This window comes from Streptomyces sp. NPDC059917, assembly GCF_042730635.1.
In the GTDB taxonomy this organism is placed as follows: Bacteria; Actinomycetota; Actinomycetes; order Streptomycetales; family Streptomycetaceae; genus Streptomyces.
On the sequence record NZ_JBHWLC010000109.1, the window covers coordinates 1 to 21,987 of the forward strand.

General features: G+C 73.0%; 16 protein-coding genes. 7 read left to right on the forward strand and 9 right to left on the reverse strand.

Annotation, left to right across the window (positions count from 1 at the left end; translation table 11 throughout):
• Nucleotides 1–145: 145 nt before the first annotated feature.
• Complete coding sequence (locus tag ACFWAR_RS36040) at nt 146–1,189, reverse strand: WD40 repeat domain-containing protein (protein ID WP_385786877.1); 1,044 nt, start codon at nt 1,187–1,189, stop codon at nt 146–148.
• A gap of 92 nt (nt 1,190–1,281) precedes the next feature.
• Between ACFWAR_RS36040 and ACFWAR_RS36045 the strand changes: the two genes are divergently transcribed.
• Both ACFWAR_RS36045 and ACFWAR_RS36050 read left to right on the forward strand, forming a co-directional pair.
• On the forward strand, nt 1,282–1,983 hold the full coding sequence (locus ACFWAR_RS36045) for a GDSL-type esterase/lipase family protein (protein WP_385786880.1): 702 nt from the start codon (nt 1,282–1,284) through the stop codon (nt 1,981–1,983).
• A 59-nt stretch (nt 1,984–2,042) separates the two neighbouring features.
• A complete protein-coding gene (locus ACFWAR_RS36050) occupies nt 2,043–3,032 on the forward strand; it encodes an aldo/keto reductase (protein ID WP_385786883.1) in 990 nt (329 codons plus the stop codon).
• Nucleotides 3,033–3,167: 135 nt separating this feature from the next.
• On the opposite strand, the gene thpR is transcribed toward ACFWAR_RS36050, so the two are convergent.
• The 3 genes from thpR to ACFWAR_RS36065 form a co-directional block, all read right to left on the reverse strand.
• Nucleotides 3,168–3,710, reverse strand: coding sequence for an RNA 2',3'-cyclic phosphodiesterase (thpR, locus tag ACFWAR_RS36055; protein WP_385786886.1), 543 nt, complete (start codon nt 3,708–3,710; stop codon nt 3,168–3,170).
• Between the two features lie 220 nt (nt 3,711–3,930).
• Nucleotides 3,931–5,298: an MFS transporter gene (locus tag ACFWAR_RS36060; RefSeq protein ID WP_385786889.1), complete on the reverse strand. Its 1,368-nt coding sequence runs from the start codon at nt 5,296–5,298 to the stop codon at nt 3,931–3,933.
• Nucleotides 5,299–5,322: 24 nt separating this feature from the next.
• A complete protein-coding gene (locus tag ACFWAR_RS36065; protein WP_354381291.1) occupies nt 5,323–5,760 on the reverse strand; it encodes a MarR family transcriptional regulator in 438 nt (145 codons plus the stop codon).
• 120 nt (nt 5,761–5,880) lie between these two features.
• Between ACFWAR_RS36065 and ACFWAR_RS36070 the strand changes: the two genes are divergently transcribed.
• Nucleotides 5,881–6,063 carry a ribbon-helix-helix protein, CopG family gene (locus tag ACFWAR_RS36070; RefSeq protein ID WP_283458154.1) on the forward strand — a complete coding sequence of 61 codons (183 nt, stop codon included), beginning with the start codon at nt 5,881–5,883 and terminating at the stop codon, nt 6,061–6,063.
• Between the two features lie 20 nt (nt 6,064–6,083).
• Here the strand turns inward: ACFWAR_RS36070 and ACFWAR_RS36075 are convergent, their stop codons facing one another.
• Nucleotides 6,084–7,523 (reverse strand): NCS2 family permease, encoded by a 1,440-nt coding sequence (locus ACFWAR_RS36075; RefSeq protein WP_385786893.1) that lies wholly within the window; start codon nt 7,521–7,523, stop codon nt 6,084–6,086.
• A gap of 199 nt (nt 7,524–7,722) precedes the next feature.
• Between ACFWAR_RS36075 and ACFWAR_RS36080 the strand changes: the two genes are divergently transcribed.
• Both ACFWAR_RS36080 and ACFWAR_RS36085 read left to right on the forward strand, forming a co-directional pair.
• Nucleotides 7,723–8,094 carry a DUF2530 domain-containing protein gene (locus ACFWAR_RS36080; RefSeq protein WP_385786896.1) on the forward strand — a complete coding sequence of 124 codons (372 nt, stop codon included), beginning with the start codon at nt 7,723–7,725 and terminating at the stop codon, nt 8,092–8,094.
• 160 nt (nt 8,095–8,254) lie between these two features.
• Entirely contained in the window at nt 8,255–10,723 is a 2,469-nt protein-coding gene (locus ACFWAR_RS36085) for a cation-translocating P-type ATPase (protein WP_385786898.1), read from the forward strand.
• Nucleotides 10,724–10,992: 269 nt separating this feature from the next.
• On the opposite strand, the gene ACFWAR_RS36090 is transcribed toward ACFWAR_RS36085, so the two are convergent.
• The 4 genes from ACFWAR_RS36090 to serC form a co-directional block, all read right to left on the reverse strand.
• Nucleotides 10,993–14,274 carry a sacsin N-terminal ATP-binding-like domain-containing protein gene (locus tag ACFWAR_RS36090; RefSeq protein WP_385786901.1) on the reverse strand — a complete coding sequence of 1,094 codons (3,282 nt, stop codon included), beginning with the start codon at nt 14,272–14,274 and terminating at the stop codon, nt 10,993–10,995.
• Between the two features lie 75 nt (nt 14,275–14,349).
• Entirely contained in the window at nt 14,350–14,973 is a 624-nt protein-coding gene (locus tag ACFWAR_RS36095; protein ID WP_385786904.1) for a class F sortase, read from the reverse strand.
• A complete protein-coding gene (locus tag ACFWAR_RS36100; protein WP_385786907.1) occupies nt 14,966–15,754 on the reverse strand; it encodes a hypothetical protein in 789 nt (262 codons plus the stop codon). Before ACFWAR_RS36100 ends, ACFWAR_RS36095 begins: the two co-directional genes overlap by 8 nt.
• Nucleotides 15,755–16,097: 343 nt before the next feature.
• Entirely contained in the window at nt 16,098–17,216 is a 1,119-nt protein-coding gene (gene serC, locus ACFWAR_RS36105) for a phosphoserine transaminase (protein ID WP_385786910.1), read from the reverse strand.
• An 84-nt stretch (nt 17,217–17,300) separates the two neighbouring features.
• Here serC and ACFWAR_RS36110 point away from each other — a divergent pair, with 84 nt between their 5' ends.
• Complete coding sequence (locus ACFWAR_RS36110) at nt 17,301–20,072, forward strand: FAD-binding and (Fe-S)-binding domain-containing protein (RefSeq protein ID WP_385786913.1); 2,772 nt, start codon at nt 17,301–17,303, stop codon at nt 20,070–20,072.
• A gap of 58 nt (nt 20,073–20,130) precedes the next feature.
• Nucleotides 20,131–21,084: a DMT family transporter gene (locus ACFWAR_RS36115; RefSeq protein ID WP_385786916.1), complete on the forward strand. Its 954-nt coding sequence runs from the start codon at nt 20,131–20,133 to the stop codon at nt 21,082–21,084.
• Nucleotides 21,085–21,987: the final 903 nt, after the last annotated feature.

Consider the following 21,987-nt stretch of genomic DNA (forward strand, 5'->3'; position numbering starts at 1 on the left):
GCCCGGGAGCCGTCCCCCTCAAACGCCGGGCGGGCTGGGTGTGGTTCGGGGGCCGCCAGCCTCAAGCCTCGCCGGCGTTTGAGGCGCCGCCGGAGGCGCTACCGGCCCGGGCCGGCTCCGGTCTCGCCGGGGCGTGTGGTGTTGGTCAGTCGTGGCGGCGGCCGCGGCCGACCACGCGCTTGCCCAGCAGCACGAGCAGCGTGGCCCCGACCAACACCATGGCCCCCACGGTGAAGTTGCCGCCTTCCCCCGGGGCCGCCGCCCCCGCCCCCGCGGAGCCCCCCGTGGCCCCCGGCGAGGGCACCGCACCCTTCGACCCCCCCGGCGAGGGCACCGGCACCGGCACAGGTACCGCCACCACCCGGCTGTTCGCCCCCTCCGACCCGAACATCAGCGTCCGGCCGTCCGGCGTGTACGTCACCGACTCCGCCTGCCCCTGCCACGGCGCGTCCACCCGGGCCCCCTCGCCCTGCGGCTTGCCGTCCTTCCAGGGGAAGGTCCGTGCGAAGAAGTACCCGCGCAGCGTCAGGCTCCCGCCGTCCGGCGAGAACGCCCCGTCCGTCACCCACGGCACGTCCGCGACCCGGCGGAACTCGTTGCTCCCCGAAGCCGACAGGCGCTCGGGCCCCTCGTACAGCCCGCCCTTGTCCTCGCTCTTGCTCGCGATGTACACCCGCCCGGTCACCGGATGGACCATCAGGGCCTCGGCGTTGCGCGGCCCGTCCGCGTAACGCACCGTGAACTGCACCGGCTTGACCGTCACGTCGCCGAGCTGCGCCGGCTCCGGGAAGCGGTAGATCCACACGTGGTCCCAGGTGCCGCCCAGGTTGTCGCCGATGTCCCCGACGTAGAGCTGCCCGTCCGGGCCGAGCGAGATCGCCTCGACGTCGCGCGGGGCGCCGACGCCCTCCATCGTGACGCGGGCGACCGTACGGCCCGTGGCCGAGTCGACGGCGTACACGTACGGCCCGTCGTCGCTGTCGTTGTGCGTCCAGTAGATCCCCGGATGGATCTTGCTCGCCGCCAACCCGCTGGACTCCTTGATCCGCGGGTCCGAGATCGTGAAGGAGGAGGACCCCGGGGCGGGCGCCGGCGACCCGGCGGCGACCGCGACACCGGCCCCCGCCGCGAGGGCGAAGGCGACGGCAACGGCGGTGGTGACGGCGGCGGCAGGCAGGAGCGGGCGCATCCCCCCAGCCTGCCAGGCCCGCGCGCGAACCCGCGTACCCGCGTGTCCGGCATCACGTGGGCAGCCGGGCGGTGATCCGCGATGATGACCGGATGCGTTTCATGTTCGTCGGCGACTCCATGACCATCGGACGCGCCGGCGACTTCACCTGGCGCTACCGGATGTGGCAGCACCTGAGCGCCCACTTCGGCGGCCCCCACGAGATCGTCGGTCCGCGCAGCGAGGTCTACGACACCTGCGCCGACGCGCCGACCAGCCACGTCTACGCCGACCCCGACTTCCCCGAGCACGCCCGCCGCCACCTGGCCGGCTGGGGCGAGGGCTGGCAGCACATGGTCCCGCTCATCGGCGACGCCGCCCGCACCCACCGGCCGGACGTGCTGCTCGTCTCCCTCGGCCTGATCGACCTCGGCTTCTACACGGACGCCGAGCAGACCGCCGCCAACGTCCGGCTGTTCGTCGCCGAGGCCCGGGCCGCGCGCCCCCGCATCCGGATGGTGCTGCTCCCGGTCATCCCCAACGTCCGCGCCGACGTCGACGCGCCCTTCGCCACCGAGGTGGCCCGCTTCAACGAGCTGCTCGCCAAGGCCGTCGCCGACCTCTCCACCGACGCCTCGCCGCTGCTGCTGGCCGCGCGCCCGCAGGGCTACGCCCTGAGCCACGACACCTACGACGGCACCCACCCCAGCGCCTCGGGCGAACACCGGCTCGCCGGCGAGTTCGCGGCCGTCATGCACCAGGCCTGGGGCATCGGGGCGCCGTACGCGGCGGTCGGGGGTCCTCGGGGGCTGTAACACGCCCTTCACCGAGGGGTCTTGCTTCGAGCGCGCTCCAAGCAGTTGGCTTGGGCCCCATGAAGTACACGCAGCTCGGACGCACCGGCCTCAAGGTCAGCCGACTTGTCCTCGGCACGATGAACTTCGGCCCCCAGACCGGGGAGCCGGAAAGCCACGCGATCATGGATTCCGCGCTCGAAGCCGGGATCAACTTCTTCGACACCGCCAACGTCTACGGCTGGGGTGAGAACAAGGGCCGCACCGAAGAGATCATCGGCACCTGGTTCGCCCAGGGCGGCGGCCGCCGCGAGAAGACGGTCCTCGCCACCAAGGTCTACGGCAGCATGGCCGCCGAGGGCGACCCGTGGCCGAACTTCGACCGGCTCTCGGCGCTGAACATCCGGCGGGCCGTCGAGGCCAGCCTCAAGCGCCTGAACACGGACTACATCGACGTCTACCAGTTCCACCACGTCGACCGGAACACCCCCTTCGAGGAGATCTGGCAGGCCGTCGAGGTCCTGGTCCAGCAGGGCAAGATCCTCTACGCGGGCTCCTCCAACTTCCCCGGCTGGAAGATCGCCCAGGCCAACGAGGCGGCGGCGCGGCTCGGGCGGCTGGGCCTGGTCACCGAGCAGTGCCTCTACAACCTGGCCGAGCGGCGCGCCGAGATGGAGGTCATCCCGGCCGCCGAGGCGTACGGGCTCGGGGTCATCCCCTGGTCCCCGCTGCACGGCGGGCTGCTCGGCGGTGCCATCCGCAAGTCCGCGGAATCGGGTCGCAGCGCCTCGGGCCGCTCGGCGGACGCGCTGTCCAACAGCACGGTGCGGGCGCAGGTCCAGGCGTACGAGGACCTGCTCGACAAGCACGGCCTGGAGCCCGGTGACGTGGCCCTCGCCTGGCTGCTGACCCGCCCCGGCATCACCGGCCCGATCGTCGGGCCGCGTACGCCGGAGCAGCTCGCCTCCGCGCTGCGCGCGGTCGAGCTGGAGCTCTCGCAGGAGGTGCTGGACGGCCTCGACGAGATCTTCCCGGGACCGGGTGCCTCGCCGGAGGCCTTCGCCTGGTAGCGGCGGGTACGGTGGCCGCCGCCTACTGTCCGACGGCGGCGGCCACCGCCACGACGACGAACATCAGCACGAGCACACCGGCCATCACACGGTTACGGGTCTTGGGATCCACCTGTTGAGACTAACGCGTCGGGGTCAGCCGCCGAGCGGCCAGGCCCCGACGACGTCGTAGCGGGGCCCGTCCGCCGGGGTGAGGTTGCTGCGCACCAGGCTCAGCTCGCGCACCGGCCACGGCGTGCCCTCGAAGCCGGCGAGGGCCTCGGTGTACGGGCGCAGGTCCGTCCCTTCGGAGCTGCGGGCCAGGGTGAGGTGCGGGGTGTAGCGGTGGTGCTGCTCCATGGGTACGCCGGCCCGCCGGGCGGCGGCGTCGGCGGCCTCGGCGAGCATCCGCAGGCCGTCCAGGCCGCCGGCCGCGCCGGCCCAGAGGGCGCGGTCGCCGAAGTGTCCCGAGCCGTGCACGCGGAGCGTGAAGGGGGTCGTCTTCGCGGCGGCCCGTGCCAGGCGGGCGTGGAGGTCGGGGAGGAGGTCCTCCCCGACCTCGCCCATGAAGGCGAGGGTGTAGTGCCAGCCGGCCTGTGCGGTCCAGCGGAGGTCCGGTGCGGCGGAGACGGCGCGGACGGCCGTCGCCAGCTCCGCGGTGGCCCTCGCGGGCGGCAACACGGCCGCGAACAGTCTCATCCCCCGACCTTAGCCCCCACCCCCACCCTCCGGGCAGGCCCCCGAGCCCGCCCGGCGTTTGAGGGCCCGCCGGAGGCACGTCGGGCGGCTGCGGGCTCGTGGGCCTCCGGCGGCGCCTCAAACGCCGGCGGGGCTGGGTGTGCCGGCGCTTGCCCATCCGGCCCGCCCGCAGGGGGCAATCCCAGCCCGGCGGGCCGGGTGGATTCCGGCCCGGTAAGGGCTAGGCCGCGGGGACCAGGGTTCGGGAGGGCTGGCGGGGGACCAGGGCCAGGCCGTGGTGGCGGTCCACACGGAGCCGGAGGTTCCCGACCCGGGACAGCACGAGCCCGATCGCCAGCGCGGCGACCAGCGCCACCGCACCGCCCGCCGCCATGCCGATCCGCGCCCCGTAGGTGTCCGTCACCCAACCGACCAGCGGCGCGCCCACCGGCGTACCCCCGGTGAAGACCATCATGAACAGCGCCATGACCCGCCCCCGCATCTCGGGATCGGTGGCCATCTGGACGCTGGAGTTCGCGGTGACGTTGACCGTCAGCCCGAACATCCCGATCGGCACCAGCAGCAGCGCGAACAGCCAGAACCCCGGCGCGAAGGCGGTCACGATCTCCAGCACGGAGAACAGCACGGCCGCCGCGACCAGCACCCGCAGCCGGGACTGCGCCCGCCGGGCCGACAGCAGCGCGCCCGCGAGGGAGCCGGCCGCGATCAGCGTGTTGAACAGGCCGTAGGTGCCCGCGTCCCCGTGGAAGACGTCACTGGTGAAGGCCGACAGCCAGATCGGGAAGTTGAAGCCGAAGGTTCCGATGAAGCCGACCAGCACGATCGGCCAGATCAGCTCGGGCCGACCCGCGACGTAGCGCAGGCCCTCCCGCAGCTGGCCCTTGGCCCGCGGCTGGACCTCCGTGCGGTGCAGCTCGTGCGCCCGCATCAGCAGCAGCCCCGCGATCGGCGCGGCGAAGGACAGGCCGTTCAGCAGGAAGGCCCAGCCGGAGCCGACGGCGGTGATCAGCACGCCGGCGATCGCCGGGCCGACCAGCCGCGCGGACTGGAAGTTGGCCGAATTCAGACTGACGGCGTTGCCGAGCTGGTCCGGGCCGACCATCTCGGACACGAAGGACTGCCGGGCCGGGTTGTCGACGACGGTGACGAGGCCGAGCAGGAAGGCGGCCAGGTAGACGTGCCAGACCTGGACGTGTCCGGCGAGGGTGAGCGCGGCGAGCGCGATGCCGGTGAGGCCCATGGCGCTCTGGGTGGCGATCAGCAGCGGCCGCTTGGGCAGCCGGTCGGCGAGGACGCCCCCGTAGAGGCCGAACATCAGCATCGGCAGGAACTGCAGCGCGATGGTGATGCCGACGGCACTGGCCGAGCCGGTCAGCGACAGGACCAGCCAGTCCTGGGCGATGCGCTGCATCCAGGTGCCGGTGTTCGAGACGACCTGTCCCGTGGCGAAGAGCCGGTAGTTGCGGATCTTCAGCGAGCTGAACATCGAGTTCGTCGAGTTCGTCGAGCTCTTCGGGGTCGTCGACTTCGTCGTGGTAGGAGCGGATGTGTGGCCGGGTGCGGAGTCTGCTCCGTTTCCCGTACTCAAGGGTGCGCCTCCTGGCGTGTTCGGTTACAAGTGCGCGAGCTTCTCCAGGACGGGTGCGGCCTCGCGGAGCTTGGCCCATTCGTCCTCGGTCAGCTCGGCCGCGAGCCCGGCCAGGAAGGCGTTGCGCTTGCGGCGGCTCTCTTCGAGCATCGCCTCGGCTTCCTCGGTCTGGCTGACCACCTTCTGGCGGCGGTCGTCGGGGTGCGGCTCCAGCCGGACCAGTCCCTTGGCCTCCAGCAGCGCGACGATGCGGGTCATCGAGGGCGGCTGTACGTGCTCACGGCGGGCCAGCTCACCGGGGGTGGCCTGGCCACAGCGGGCGAGGGTGCCGAGTACCGACATCTCGGTCGGGCTGAGCGACTCGTCGACGCGCTGGTGCTTGAGGCGTCGGCCGAGCCGCATCACGGCGGACCGGAGGTCGTTCACGGCGGCGGCGTCGTCGCCATGGGAAAGGTCTTGCATGTTCATTAGAGTAACTCATTACTCTAGCTAAAGAACACCGGCTTCTTTTCGTCACTCGTACGGGTGAGTCGGCTCCGGAAAGTGACACGCGTCCACGCCCCGTGGCCCGACCCTGTGGGCATGGGGACTCATGTGCTCAGCATGCGGATAGACGGGGAGCTGCTGGACCGGCTCCGGGAACACGCCTCCAAACGCGGAATGAGCGTCCAGGACTATGTGGTCCGGACGCTCATTCGCGACGACTTCGACGAGCGCTTCAAGGTGGCGGTCGACGAGACGGAGAGGTTCTACGGCCTCACGTGATCCTCACGTGGGGCCGGGGCTCACGTGAGGCCCAGGGCGGGCATCGCGTAGTAGAAGACGAACACCGCCGACACGACGTACATGGCCACCGGGACCCCACGGCCCCGGCCGGTCGCCAGCCGCAGCACGCAGAAGCTCACGAAGCCGATGCCGATGCCGTTGGTGATCGAGTAGGTGAAGGGCATCATCGTCATCGCCAGGAAGGCGGGGACGGCGACGGTGAAGTCGCTCCAGTCGATGTCCTTGACCGAGCCCGCCAGGATCAGGAAGCCGACCGCCAGCAGGGCGGGGGTCGCGGCCTGCGACGGGACCATCGTGGCGAGCGGGGTGAGGAACAGCGCCACCGTGAAGAGGCCGCCCGTGACGACGTTCGCGAGGCCGGTACGGGCGCCCTCGCCGACGCCGGCCGTGGACTCCACGAAGCAGGTGGTGGCCGAGGAGGAGGTCGCTCCGCCGGAGGCGACGGCGAGGCCGTCGATCAGCAGGACCCGGTTGATGCCGGGGAAGTTGCCGTCCTTGTCGATCAGCTTGGCCTCGTCGCCGACGCCGAGGATCGTGCCCATCGCGTCGAAGAAGCACGACAGCAGCACGGTGAAGACGAAGAGGACGCCGGTCAGCACCCCGACCTTGTGGAAGCCGCCGAAGAGGCTGACCTGGCCGACGAGCCCGAAGTCGGGCGCGGCCACGGGGTTGCCCGGCAGCTCGGGGACCGTCAGGCCCCAGGCCTCGTTCGGCAGCTCGGTGACCAGCTGGACGACGACCGCGACGACGGTCATGGCGACGATCGAGATCAGGATCGCGCCGGGCGTCTTGCGGATGATCAGCGCCAGGGTGAGCAGGACGCCGACGACGAAGATCAGCACGGGCCAGCCGTGCAGGTGTCCGTTGCTGCCCAGCTGGAGCGGGACCGTGGTGTGCGCGAGGTCGGGCATGCGGGAGATGAAGCCCGAGTCGACCAGGCCGATCAGCATGATGAAGAGGCCGATGCCGATCGCGATGCCCTTGCGCAGGCCCAGCGGCACGGCGTTCATGACCCGCTCGCGCAGCCCGGTGGCGACCAGCAGCATCACGACGAAACCGGCCAGGACCACCATGCCCATCGCGTCGGGCCAGCTCATGCGCGGGGCGAGCTGGAGGGCGACGACGGTGTTCACGCCGAGCCCGGCCGCGAGGGCGATCGGCACGTTGCCGATGACGCCCATCAGCAGGGTGGAGAAGGCCGCGGTCAGCACGGTGGCGGTGACCAGCTGGCCGCCGTCGAGCTGGTGGCCGTACATGTCCTTCGCGCTGCCGAGGATGATCGGGTTCAGCACGATGATGTACGCCATCGCGAAGAAGGTGGCGAAGCCGCCCCGGATCTCGCGGGCGACGGTGGAACCGCGCTCCGAGATCTTGAAGTAGCGGTCGACGCCGTTGGTGGGCGTCGGAGTGGGGGCCGCGGCAGGTGCCGAGGTGCTCATGCGGTCCTCAAACTGGTTCGTTTTGGTGGGTTCGTACGAATGAAACCCGTCATAGGCAAACCGTTTCAGTATGAACAGATGAGAACTGTGGCGTCCATCTCCGCGCGTAGAGCCAAGGGGTGAAAGGGGAGTGGAGGCGGCTCGGCGGCGACCGGCCGCCCGCCGTGGGCCCCGGGCGGGCGCCCAATAGACTGGTGACATGGCGAAATGGACCGCACAGCACGAGGCGCCCGAGCCCCTGGAGGGCCCGATCGTCGCGACCGTCACCGGTGGCACGATCCTCTGGTTCGCGCTCTTCCTCGTCCAGCTGCCGTTCTACGGCTGGTTCGCGGACCACGACCTGCTGTGGTGGGTGTGGTGCTGCGCTGCGGGCGGCGTGCTCGGCCTGATCGGCATCTGGTACGTCCGCGGCCGCGACGCGGCCCTCAAGCGCCACGCGGCCGCCCGGGCGGCCGAGACCCCGCAGTCCGAGACCCCGCAGTCCGAGACCGCCCAGTCCGAGACCGCCCAGTCCGAGACCCCGCGGTCCGAGACCCCGCGGTCCGAGACCCCGCGGTCCGGGACCCGGTAGACCCGAGCGGCCGAACAGGCGTCGGGGGTCGCAGTCAAGCCCCCCGGGAACCAGACGGCCCGTTGAAGGGCGTACCGGGGGACGATTCGGGTCATCCCGAAGTCTGATCTTCGTACTGCTCGGCGGGTGAACCGTTCGAAGGCCCTTTACCGTCGAAAGCATGACGCAGCGGGCGAGGATAGATTCCGACGGGCCGGAGCCGGGCGGCACCAGCGCCGGCACCACCGCCATCGACGCAGGGGCGGAGCTGGACCCGGTGCACCCGGTGGCCCCGCCCGCCCCGCGGTTCCGGGCCGGCGGCCTGAGCACCGCCGAGGTCGCGGAACGGGTCGCCCGCGGTGAGGTCAACGACGTCCCCGTGCGCTCCTCGCGCTCCACCCCGGACATCGTCCGGGCCAACGTCTTCACCCGGTTCAACGCGATCATCGGCGTGCTCTGGGTGATCATGCTCTTCGTCGCGCCGATCCAGGACAGCCTCTTCGGCTTCGTGATCATCGCGAACACCGGCATCGGCATCATCCAGGAACTGCGCGCCAAGAAGACCCTCGACGGCCTCGCCGTCATCGGCGAGGCCAAACCGAGCGTCCGCCGCGACGGCGCCACCGCCGAGATCTCCACCTCCGAGATCGTCCTCGGCGACGTCATCGAGCTCGGCCCCGGCGACAAGGTCGTCGTCGACGGCGTCACCGGCGAGGCCGACGGCCTGGAGATCGACGAATCGCTGCTCACCGGCGAGGCCGACCCCGTCCTCAAGAAGCCCGGCGACCCCGTGATGTCCGGCTCGTTCGTCGTCGCCGGCGGCGGCGCCTTCACCGCCACCAAGGTGGGCCGCGAGGCCTACGCCGCCCAGCTGGCCGAAGAGGCCTCCCGCTTCACGCTCGTCCACTCCGAGCTGCGCACCGGCATCTCCACCATCCTCAAGTACGTCACCTGGATGATGATCCCGACCTCCATCGGCCTGATCATCAGCCAGCTGGTCGGCAAGGACTCCAACCTCAAGGACTCCATCGCCCGCACCGTCGGCGGCATCGTCCCGATGATCCCCGAGGGGCTGGTCCTGCTCACCTCCGTGGCCTTCGCCATCGGCGTCATCCGGCTCGGCCGCAAGCAGTGCCTGGTGCAGGAGCTGCCCGCCATCGAGGGCCTCGCCCGCGTGAACGTCGTGTGCCTCGACAAGACCGGCACCCTCACCGAGGGCGGCATGGACGTCACCGAGCTGCGCCCGCTCGGCGGCGCGGACGCGGCGTACGTGAAGAAGGTCCTCGGCGCCCTCGGCGAGTCCGACCCGCGCCCCAATGCCAGCCTCCAGGCCATCATCGACGCCTACCCCGACAGCGAGGAGTGGCGCTGCACCGAGTCGCTGCCCTTCTCCTCCGCCCGCAAGTACAGCGGCGCCAGCTTCAGCGAGGGCGACGGCGAGAACTCCACCTGGCTGCTCGGCGCCCCCGACGTCCTGCTGCCCGTCGGCGATCCCGCCCTCGACGAGATCAACGACCTCAACGAACAGGGCCTGCGCGTCCTGCTGCTCGCCCGCTCCGCCCGCGAGCTGGACGACGAGCAGGTCACCAGCGCCGTCAAGCCGACCGCCCTGGTGGTGCTGGAGCAGCGGCTGCGGCCCGACGCCGCCGACACCCTGCGCTACTTCGACGAGCAGAACGTCCACACGAAGGTCATCTCCGGCGACAACGCGGTCTCGGTCGGCGCGGTCGCGGCCAAGCTGGGGCTGCCGGGGGCCGAGAACACCGTCGACGCCCGCGACCTGCCGACCGACCGGGACGAGCTGGCCAAGGTCCTCGACGAGAACTCGGTCTTCGGGCGGGTCACCCCGCAGCAGAAGCGGGACATGGTCGCGGCCCTCCAGTCCAAGGGCCACACCGTGGCCATGACGGGCGACGGGGTCAACGACGTCCTCGCGCTCAAGGACGCCGACATCGGGGTCTCGATGGGCTCCGGGTCCGAGGCGACCCGTGCGGTGGCGCAGATCGTGCTGCTCAACAACAGCTTCGCGACCCTGCCCTCGGTGGTGGCCGAGGGGCGCCGGGTGATCGGCAACATCACCCGGGTGGCGACGCTCTTCCTGACCAAGACGGTCTACTCGGTGCTGCTGGCCGTGCTGGTGGTGTGCAGCCAGGTCGAGTACCCGTTCCTGCCGCGCCACCTGACCCTGCTGTCCACGCTCACCATCGGCATCCCCGCCTTCTTCCTGGCCCTGGCGCCGAACCGGGAGCGGGCGCAGCCGCACTTCGTGAAACGCGTGATGCGGTACGCGATTCCGGGCGGGGCGATCGCGGCCGTGGCCACCTTCGTGACGTACCTGATCGCGCGGGCCCACTACACCGGGCCGGACTCCCTCAAGGCCGAGACCAGTGCGGCGACGCTGGCGCTGTTCCTGACCTCGATGTGGGTGCTGGCGATCATCGCGCGGCCGTACACGTGGTGGCGGGTCGCGCTGGTCGGTGCGATGGGGTTCGCCTTCCTGGTCGTCCTGGTGGTGCCGTGGCTCCAGGACTTCTTCCAGCTGAAGTTGGAGGGGGCCGTGATGCCGTGGACCGCCGTCGGCATCGCGGTCGTCGCCTCCGCCCTGATCGAACTCGTCTTCCGCTGGGTAGACCGCCGCTTCCCGGCCTAGCCACCCCACCCTCAATCGCCGGGCGGGCTGACCCATCCAGCCCCGCCGGCGTTTGAGGCGCCGCCGGAGGCTGGACCGGGCAGGTCCTGGGTGCGCTGGCGCGGGTGTCCGGGCCGTGGCCCGGTGGGGCCTCCGGCGGGCCCTCAAACGCCGGGCGGGCTGGGTTGTTTCAGCGCCGCCGGAGGCACCGGCCTCCGGCGGGCCCTCGAACGCCGGGCGGGCTGGATCGGGTGCCCGACCTCGGCCTCGCCGGCGATTGAGGCGCGGGGTCAGTCGAACCAGCGGTCGCGGGCCAGTTCGGGGGTGCGGGAGGGGTCCTCCAGGAGGGCGGCGACCTCGAAGCGGCGCGGCCACTGGCCCGCCGCCCAGGCGAGACCGGCCGCCACCCCCTCCAGCGTGGCCGCATGCACCGTGCCGTCCGGCGTGCGCCGCCAGTCCAGCTCGACCCCGCCCGCGAGCAGCTCCTCGTGCTCGACGTACGTCGCCGGCGTGCCCGGCCCGAGCAGGACCCGTACCGGCTCCGGCACGTCGTGCTCCGCCCCGGGGGCGTCGACCCCCGCGGCCACCGTGTCCGACAGCCGCCGCACCTGGAAGAGCTCCGCCAGGTCGGCCGCCCGCGCCGGAGCCACCGGCAGCAGCGGCAGCCCCGCGGCCAGCGGCAGCAGGTCCGGCGCGTCCGCGACCAGCGCGTCGGCCGCGTCCACCACGACCACCTCGCCGTCCTCCACCGCGCGCAGCACGTCGGGCAGCGTGACCTGCTCGGGGTCCAGGTCCGCCAGCGCCCCGTACAGGGCGTGCAGTTGGTGCCCGCTCACCTCGCGGTCCGGGTCGCCGAGCCGCCCCAGCAGCTCGGCCGCGCCGCCGGGCTCCTCCAGCAGGGCGGCCACGGAGGTCCGTACGCCCAGCGCCCGCAGGACCTGCTCGTCCTCGAAACCGGTGGCGTCGGCCGGGGTGTACAGCCCGGCGAGCAGCGGGTCCCCGCCCGCCGCGCGCAGCCCGGCCGGGCGGCGGCCGTCGAGCACGGGGTGGTCGCGCAGCCACCACGCGGTGTACGAGCGCACCGACCGCGTGGTCCCGTCGGGAAGCAACACCCGCACCGGTTGGGTCAGGGCGTCCCGCAGCGGCGGCTGCGCGAGCATGGCCAGCGCGCGCGGCCAGCAGTCGTCGTCGACCAGGTCCAGGTCCCGTACGGCGATCAGCTCGGTGGCGACCGGCGGGAGCGGGGTCTCGGGGAGCTGGTCGAGCAGGTCCTCGCACCAGACGTCCACCGCGTCCAGCAGCCCCGCGTCGTCCGGCTCGGCGAAGTCGCCCTCGCGCGGCTCCAGTTCGTCCGGGTCGAGCACCACGTCGGTGGCCCGTACCAGCTGGAAGGTGGCGAGCACCCCGCACGCGGCGAGCGTGTCCGCCCCCCACTTCGCGGCCAGTTCGCCGTCGACGTACGGGATCTCGTCCTCGCGGATCACCGAGGCCAACGGGCTGTCGGGCAGCAGCAGTTCGCCGGCGGGGGTGGGTTCGCCGTCCTCGTCGGGCAGTGCGAGGGCGCCCAGCCAGGGTTCGTCACCGGGCGCGAGGGCGGCGTCGCGGACCAGGCCGAGCACGATGTCGGCCAGCTCGTCGGGGTCGGGCGCGTCCTCGTCCCAGATCTCGCCCGCGTCCAGCGAAGCGGCCACCGCGGCCCGCACCTGCGGGGTGCCCAGCACGGCGCGCGGGGTCGCGGGCAGCGCGCCCAGCTTCTCCAACAGCGGGTGCGCGGCGTCCGGGTGGGCCACCTTGAGGCCGAGCCGGGTCAGCCCGACGGGGGTGTCGGGGCCGGGGAGCAGGACGTGCCGCGGGCCGATGGCGGTGCGGATGCCGGGGGCGGCGGAGCGTTCCGGTTCGCCGAAGGCGTCGTAGCCGTCGGGCTCCGCGAACCCGCCCGCGCCCGCGGGCTCTTCGGCGCTCGGTGCCAGCGGTACCGGCAGGCCCGACAGGCGGTCGGGGTCCACGCCCGCGAGGGTGTCGTACAGCCGGTACCACCAGTGCGGCGGCCGGTCCGCGCCCGCGATCCGCTCGATGGCGTCGCCCAGCGGGAGCCGCCCGACGCCCAGGGTGCGCAGCTCGGCGCGCCGCTCCAGCCCGGCGGGGAGCAGGGTCGGCAGCACCTCTGCCAGGACGCGCACGGTGTCGGCGCCCGCGCCCTCCACCACCTCGGCCTCGAAGGGGCGCAGCGCGGCCCGGCCCTCCTCCGGATCCGCGTCGGGCGCGGCGGCGGGCACGGCGGCCGGGGCGAGGAAGGCGGTCCGGGGCAGCCGCTCCAGCACGGCGGCCCGCAGCGCGCCGTCCAACTCGCCCTTGCCGAGCGGTCCGGGCACCAGGTCCACCAGGGCGGTGCTCACCGGTTCCCACGCGCCGAGGAGCGCGGCGTAGGCGTCGGCGGCGCGCTGCACCAGGAAGTCGGTCAGCGGCCCGGGCGCGGGGTGGCGGCGGGCGGTGTCCAGCGGCAGGGTCGCGATGAGCAGCGCGGGGATGCCGAGGGGTTCGTCGGTGGGGGTCGGCGCGTGCACGACGGGCGCGGTGGCCGGGCGCACGGGCGCGCCGTCCGCGTCGACGGGCACGGACCAGGACACGGACCAGGCGGGCCGCAGCCGTTCCTCGACGGGCCGGTCGGCGAGGAGTTCGGGGGCGATGGCGCCGGTGTCCCGCACGGTGCGCCAACGCCGTACGGCGCCGTCACCGGCGCTGTCCTCGATGACCGTGTACGGGCCCTCCGCGCGGCGGCGCAGGGTGCGCACGCCCGCCGGGGTCTCCACGACCACCTCGGTCAGCCCGGACAGGGTCAGCAGCAGCGCGTCGTCGATCCCGGCCAGCAGTCGCTCGACGAGGTCGGCGGCGGCCGCGTCGCGCAGCGGCAGGACCACCACGGTGTCGTAGCCGTCGGGCGCGGTGCCCTCGGCGGGCAACGGCAGCCGCAGCAGCGGGACGTGGCCGTCGCGGCGGCGCAGTTCGTCGCCGAGGCCGGGGCTGCCCTGGGAGGCGCCCCGGGCCAACTCGCGCGCCTCGGCCAGGGACCAGCGGACCCCGCCGTGCCGGCCGAGGACGGCGGGTTCGTCGGTGACGGCGAGGACGGCCGCGAAGCCGACGCCGAAGCGGCCGACGCTGTCCCAGGCGCTCTCGCCGGGCCGCTCCCCGGCGGCCTCGCGCTTGGCGGAGGCGCGCAGGGTGCTCAGGGACTCCACGCCGGTGGCGTCCAGCGGGGCACCGGTGTTGGCGACGGCGAGCACGCCGTGGCCGCCCTCCCCGGAGTGCAGGGTGAGCCGCAGTCGCCCGGCGGTGTGGGCCCGGGCGGCGGCGTCGGCCGCGTTCTGGGCCAGCTCGACGACGAGCCGGTCCCGGTAGCCGCCGAGCGCCAGGTCCTCCTCGGCGTTGGCGTCCTCCCGGAAACGGGTCGGGCCCGCGCCCCAGGAATCGAGGACTCCGCGTCGCAGCCGGGCCGTCCCGAAGGGGTCCACGCCGCCTTCGGCCGCCGTTACTCGCACGCTCACGCCGCTGCCTCCCAGCTGTACCGCATTCATCGAATGCCGAAGCCCCGAAGGTATCGCGGTCGCGGCGGCCCGGTCGCGCCGGGCCGCGCGCGGTACCGGCCCGGCCTACGCCCTGCCGGTGAGGTGGGCGAAGACCACGACGTTGGAATCCCAGTGGCGGTCGTTGGTGAGGTTGCCGCCGCAGGTGATCAGGCGCAGTTCGGCCTTGCCGTGCGTGTCCCCGTACACCGTGTCGGTGGGGAACGCGTCCTTCTTGTAGGTCTCGACGTGGTCCACCGCGAAGACGGCGGTGCTGCCGTCGGCCCGGTGGATCTCGATCTTCTCGTCCTTCTTCAGCCGCTTGAGGTTGAAGAAGACGGCTTCGGGGGCCTGGGGGGTGTCCATGTGGCCGACGACGGCCGCGGCGCCCTTCTCCCCGGGGGTGGGGCCCTCCTTGTACCAGGCCGCGTCCTTCGGCTTGGCCATGTCCGGTTCCCGCATGACGCCTTGGGCGTCGAGGCCGACCGTGTCGAGCGTGGCGTCGACCTTGATGTCCGGGATCTTGATGTGGTCCGGTACGGACGGCTCCAGGACCGAGGCGTTCGAGGCGCCCGCCGGTGCGGACTTGGTGTCGGTGCCGCTGCCGGAGCAGCCGGTGACGAGGACGGCGGCGAGGCCGGCGGCGCCCGCCAGGGCGGCCGCGCGTCGTGCGCGGCCGCCCCGGGGGCGACTGAGGAGCTGCTCAGCCATGGTTCGCGGTGTCCTCGGCGACGTATCCGACGGGGGCCTGGCCGGTGTTCACGGAGCCCTTGGGCTTCTTGTGCTCGCTCGGGTTCAGGGGCTTGAGGTCGTGGTCGCCCTTGCCGCCCTTGGCCTCGGTGGAGAACTTGACCGTGTCGAACTTCTTGCCGCCGGCGAAGGCGTCGACGGGGTAGTAGCCGGTCTTCACGTCCTTGGCGACGATCGCGGTGCCGGTCCAGGTGCCCTTGCCGTCGTTCTTCAGGTTCACCGTGCCGCCGAAGGCGTCCGACTTGACGGAGGCGCTCTTCTCGGTGGTCTTGACGGTGACGACGACCTTGTCACCGGGGTGGCCGAACTCGGTGGAGAGCTGGAGGGTGGACGGCTGCGGCTTGGGGTCCGGCTTGCCGGACTTGACCGTGAGCTGGGCGCTGGCCTGGATCTTCTTGCCGTCGGGGCCCGTGCCCGTGAGGGAGATGCCGTAGGGGCCCGCGGCCACGTCGGCGACCTTGGCGGTGGCGCCCCGGCCGTCGGTCATCTTGACGTCGTCCAGCGCCTTGGAGGAGATGGAGAGGTTGGTCGAACCGTCCGGCACCTCCATCGAGAGCTGGATGGAGTCGCCCGGCTTGGCGGTGGAGGTCGACAGCTTCAGGGCTGCCGGCGCGGCGTGGGCGTCCTTGCTGGGGCTGCTCGACGCCGTCGGGCTGGCATCGGCGGCGAAGGCGACGGTGGGGACCGCCAGGGCCATCGAGGAGGCGAGGGCGATCGCCGAGAAGGTAAGTGCCTTGCGCATGGGATTTCCTCCTGAACGGGCCGGGGTTTTTCCCGGCACACCAGACATGAGGGACATCTTGGGGCGCTCGGTTGCAGGGCTCCGGGCGGGTGGGGAGGGGGCCTGCCAAAGGTCCCGAGGGGTGAATCCGCAGGCGGGCAGGGGGGTGGGGATGTTCCGTTTGCGGGCTCTTTGCCCCGATTTTTGGGACCAAAGTCCCGGAGGCCGGGGCGGGTCGGAGCGGGTCGGGGGAGGGGGGACCGTACGAACGCCGGAACCCCCGGTGACGAATCGTCACCGGGGGTTCCGGAAGGCTCACGCGTGAGCGGTGCGGCGCGGTGCGGCGCGGGGCCGGACCGTACGGTCAGAGCTTCTCGATCACGTGGTCGATGCAGGCGGTGAGCGCCAGCACGTCCGCCGGGTCGATCGCCGGGAACATCGCCACGCGCAGCTGGTTGCGGCCCAGCTTGCGGTACGGCTCCGTGTCCACGATGCCGTTGGCGCGCAGCACCTTGGCGATCGCGGCCGCGTCGATGTCGTCCGAGAAGTCGATCGTGCCGATGACCGACGAGCGCTTCGAGGCGTCCGTGACGAAGGGCTCCGCGTACTTCGACGCCTCGGCCCAGCCGTACAGGTTGGCCGCGCTGGCCGCCGTACGGGAGGTCGCCCAGTCCAGTCCGCCCTGGCCGTTGATCCACTCCAGCTGCTGGTTCAGCAGGAAGAGGGTGGACAGCGCGGGGGTGTTGTAGGTCTGGTTCTTGACCGAGTTGTCGATCGCCGTCGGCAGCGAGAAGAACTCCGGGATGTGCCGACCGGAGGCGTGCACGCGGGCCGCGCGCTCCAGCGCCGCCGGGGAGAACGCGGCCAGCCACAGGCCGCCTTCGGAGGCGAAGGACTTCTGCGGGGCGAAGTAGTAGACGTCGGTCTCGGTGATGTCCACCGGCAGACCGCCGGCGCCCGAGGTCGCGTCCACCAGGACGAGTGAACCCTCGTCGGCGCCCGCGACGCGCTTGATGGGCGCGGCGACACCCGTCGAGGTCTCGTTGTGCGTGTACGCGTACACGTCCACGCCCGCCTCGGCGACCGGCTCGGGGTGCGTCCCCGGCTCGGAGGAGATCACGGACGGCGCGTCCAGCCACGGCGCGAGCTTCGCGGCCGTCGCGAACTTGGACGAGAACTCGCCGAAGGTGAGGTGCTGGGACTTCCGCTCGATCAGACCGGCGGTCGCGATGTCCCAGAAGGCGGTGGAGCCGCCGTTGCCCAGGATCACCTCGTAGCCCTCGGGGAGGGAGAAGAGGTCCCGGACGCCCTGGCGCACCGAGCCGACCAGGTTCTTGACCGGGGCCTGTCGGTGGGAGGTTCCGAGGAGGGAGGTACCGGTGGCGGCCAGCGCGTCCAGCGCGTCCGTCCGCACCTTGGAGGGGCCCGCGCCGAAACGTCCGTCGGCGGGCTTGATGTCAGCGGGAATCTGGATCTCAGCCACGAGCGGAGCGTATCCGGTCCGGGGCCGCCCTTCGGAGGCGCGTCCACCCGGTGAGACGCGGGGCGCCGGTGGCAGGGTGTTCGCGTGACGGGAACCGGGGATCTTGAACGGGCATTGCGGGTCGAGCTGCGCGGAGAGGTGGATTTCGGCGCCGCGGCCCGGGCGTTGACCACCATGGACGCCTCCAACTACCGCCGCGTCCCGCTCGGCGTGGTCGCCCCGCGCGACGCCGAGGACGTGGCGGCGGCCCTGCGCGTCTGCGCCGACGCGGGCGTGCCCGTCGTCCCGCGCGGCGGCGGGACCTCCATCGCCGGTCAGGCCACCGGGACCGGCGTGGTGCTCGACCTCACCCGGCACATGAACGCCCTGGTGTCCCTGGACCCGGCCGCGCGGACGGCGGTGGTCCAGCCCGGCCTCGTCCTCGACCGGCTCCGGGACGCGGCGCGCCCGCACGGCCTGACCTTCGGACCGGACCCCTCCACCCACTCCCGCTGCACCCTCGGCGGCATGATCGGCAACAACGCCTGCGGGGCCCACTCGGTGGCCTGGGGCACCACCGCCGACAACGTGCACGAGCTCGCCGTCACCACGTACGGGGGCGCCGCGCACCGCATCGGCACCGGCTGGGCCGGCGCCCCGACCGGCCTGCGGGAGCTGGTCGCGCGCCACCTGGAACCGCTGCGCACCGGGATGCCCCGCGACCTCGCGCGCCGGATCTCCGGATACGCGCTGGACGCGCTGCTGCCCGAGCAGGGCGTGCGGGTGGCCCGGGCCTTCTGCGGGAGCGAGGGCACGCTCGGGGTGGTGACCGAGGCCGTCGTGCGCCTGGTGGAGGCGCCGCGCGCACCGGTCCTCGTCGTGCTCGGCTACCCCGACGAGGGCGCGGCGGCGGACGCGGCCGCGGGGCTGCTGCCGCTGGGACCGCTGACCGTCGAGGGGATGGCGGCCGACCTGGTGGGGGACGCGGAGGCGGGATCGCTGCCGCGCGGGGGCGCCTGGCTGTTCGTGGAGGCGCGGGACGCGGACGCCGCGCGCGCGACCGTACGGGCCGCCGACGCGCTGGAGGCGCGCGTGATCGCCGACCCGGCCGGGCAGCGCGCGCTGTGGCGGATCCGCGAGGACGCCGCGGGCACCGCGACGCGGGGGCCGGACGGACGGATGGCCTGGCCCGGCTGGGAGGACTGCGCGGTCCCGCCCGCCCGGCTCGGCGCCTACCTGCGCGAGTTCCGGGCCCTGCTCGCCGCGCACGGGCTGCGCGGAACGCCGTACGGGCACTTCGGCGAGGGGTGCGTGCACGTCCGCATCGACTTCGACCTGGTCTCCGCGGCGGGCGTGGCCCGCTTCCGGACCTTCTCCGAGGAGCTCGCCGACCTGGTCGTCTCCCACGGCGGCTCGCTGTCGGGGGAGCACGGCGACGGCCAGGCGCGCGCCGAACTGCTGCCCCGGATGTACGGACCGGAGCTGGTCCGCCTCTTCGGCGCGTACAAGGACGTGTGGGACCCGGCCGGGGGCATGAACCCCGGCATGCTCGCCCGCCCGGCCCGGCTGGACGAGAACCTGCGCTTCGCGGTGCTGCCGCTGGGGGAGGGCGACGCGCCCGGATCCGCGGGCGGGCTCGCCCGCGAGGTCGCCCGGTGCGTGGGGGTCGCCAAGTGCCGGTCCACCGAGCCCGCCGCGGGCGTGATGTGCCCCTCGTACCGGGTGACGGGGGAGGAACGGCACTCCACGCGCGGCCGGGCCCGGCTGCTGCACGAGATGCTGGCCGGCGAGATCGTCACCGACGGGTGGCGCTCGGCCGAGGTGCACGAGGCCCTCGACCTGTGCCTCGGCTGCAAGGGGTGCCGCAGCGACTGCCCGGTGGGCGTGGACATGGCCGCCTACAAGAGCGAGTTCCTGCACCGCCACTGGGCGGGCCGGATCCGACCACCGGCCCACTACACGATGGGCGGGCTGCCGCAGTGGCTGCGCCTCATCGCCGCGCTGCGCGCCGCCCCGCTGGTCAACGCGGTCGGGCGGGTGGTGCCGGTGCCGGGGCTGGCCCGGGAACGCTCGCTGCCGCTGCTGGCGCGGGCGCCGTTCGGCCGGCAGTGGCGCGGCTCCGCTTCCGGAGCGGACGGCCCGGACGGCCCGGAGGTGCTGCTGTGGCCCGACACCTTCACGGAACACCTGTCCCCGCAGGTCGGGCTGGCCGCCGTACGGGTCCTGGAGGCGGCGGGGCTACGGGTGTCCCGGGCCGGCGGCCGCTCGACGGCGCTCTGCTGCGGGCTCACCTACGTGTCCACGGGCCGCCTCGACCGGGCGCGCGCGGTGCTGCGGCGGACCTTGGACGCGGTGGATCCCGAGGGCGGGCCGGACGCGGCGGACGGCGTACGGGCCCCCGTCGTCGTCCTGGAACCCAGCTGCGCGGCGGCGCTGCGCACCGACCTGCCCGCGCTGCTCCCGGACGACCCGCGGGCGGCCCGGCTGGCCGCGTCGGTACGGACCTTCGCGCAGGTGCTGGAGGAGCGCGCCCCGTGGTGGCAGCCGCCCCGGCTGGACCGCGCGGTGGTCGGACAGACCCACTGCCACCAGCACGCCGTCCTCGGCGACGGCGCGGAGCGACGGCTGCGCGAGCGGGCCGGGCTGACCGGCGGGCTCAGCAGCGGCTGCTGCGGGCTGGCGGGGAACTTCGGCTTCGAGCCGGGCCACCACGAGGTGTCGGTGGCCTGCGCCGAGGAACAGCTGCTCCCCGCGCTGCGCGCGGCGGACGCGGGGACCGCGGTCCTCGCGGACGGCTACTCCTGCCGCACCCAGATCGCCCAGCTGGGCGGGGAGCGCGCGCTGCACCTGGCGGAACTCCTGGCGCAGGGGCTGTGACCCGGTTGTAAGGAAACACATGCGTGCAGACTCCTTACCAACCCCTTAGCCTGGAGAGATGTCCGCACCCTCCCCCGCGCCCGCCCCGGCCCCCTCCGCGCCCTCGACGACCGCTGCCGCCACCACCTCTTCGAGCACCGCGCCCGGCGCCGGGACGAGCAGGTTCGGGCCGGTCGCGCTGGTCGTCTCGGCCGGGCTCTCGGTGCAGTTCGGCGCGGCCCTGGCGGTCATGATCATGCCGCGCGCGGGTGCGGCGGGCGTGGTCACGCTGCGGCTGGCGGCCGCCGCGATCGTGCTGCTGCTGATCTGCCGGCCCAAGGTGCGCGGGTACGCGCGCGCCGACTGGACCACGGTGGTGGTCTTCGGGATCACGATGGCGGCCATGAACGGGCTGTTCTACCAGGCGGTGGACCGGATCCCGCTCGGACCGGCCGTCACCCTGGAGGTGCTCGGGCCGCTGGCGCTGTCCGTGGTCGTATCGCGGCGGTTGGTGAACCTGCTGTGGGCGGGGCTGGCCCTCGCGGGCATCGTGCTGCTCTCCGGCCACGGCGGGGGCGGCGGCTTCGGCTCCCTCGACCTCGTCGGGGCCGCGTTCGCCCTGGGCGCGGGCGCGATGTGGGCGGCGTACATCGTCTTCAGCGCACGGACGGGCCGCCGCTTCCCGCAGGCCGACGGCCTCGCCCTGGCGATGGCGGTCGCGGCCGTGCTGTCGCTGCCGCTCGGCATCATCGAGGCGGGCCCGGCCCTGCTCGTACCGAGCACGCTGGCGCTCGGCATCGGGGTCGCGATCATGTCCTCGGTGCTGCCGTACACACTGGAAATGCTGGCCCTACGGCGCCTGCCGGCGCCCACCTTCGCGATCCTGATGAGCCTGGAGCCCGCCATCGCCGCGACCGCCGGCTTCCTGGTCCTGCACCAGGCCCTCTCCGCACTGGACGCCCTCGCCATCGCCCTGGTGATCGCGGCAAGCATGGGCGCGGTCCGATCGCAGACGACACGCAAGCGGGGGTAGGGGGGCGTCGGCGTCGCGGCTTCGCCGCGTTGGGCGGGTGCTTCGCGTATCCGGGGTCGGGGAGGTTCCGGGGGCTGCCCGCCAGTTCCACTGTCTCTCCGTGCCGGTGCGACCTGTCAAGGGCGCTCCCTACGGTCGCGTCGCTGCGCGATGGCCTGCGGCCACCCTTGACAGGCCACCCCGTCACGGAAAGCCAAGAACTGTCGGGAAGCCCCCGAAGGAAGGGCAGGGGGGACCGATATCTCCGATCGGGGTTCCGGGCGATGGGCCGGGGGCTCCGGGTGCAGCCTCTGCCGCGCCCTCCGGGCGAACAGACAACAGCACGCCCTCAGATCGCTACGCGCTTCTCCGCGAGAAGCGTCTGCTGGCTGTGCGGGGCTGGTGAGAGGCAAGAACTCGGCGAGGGCGAGCATGGGGCCGGTCTGATGCCGCCTGCCCCTCGAATGCACACTCCAAATGACCATAAAAGGGGCAAACTGAGGAGGTTTGGAGGGGTGTTGAGTCCCCATCGTCACCAGACCCGTCTCCTGCTCGGTGGGGCCGAGCTTCCAGCCCTCCCGCGCCGCCCACCAGCCCAAAACACCCCGCAGACGCTTCTCTCGGAGAAGCGCGTAGCGATCTGAGGGCGTGCTTGTGGCTTGTGTCTGTGGTCTGTTCGCCCGAAGGGCGCGGCAGGGCCGTACTCGAAGCCTCCGGCCCAGGCGTCCAGAACCCCGAGAAGTGGTCCATGTCCCCCCTGCCCTTCCTTCGGGGGCTTCCCGACAGTTCTTGGCTTTCCGGGGTGGGACGGGCGGTCAAGGGTGGCCGAAGGCCATCGCGTAGCGACGCGACGAAGGAGCGCCCTTGAGGGCCCGGCCCACCCCGGAGAGACAGTTGAACTGGCGGGCAGCCCCCGGACCCTCC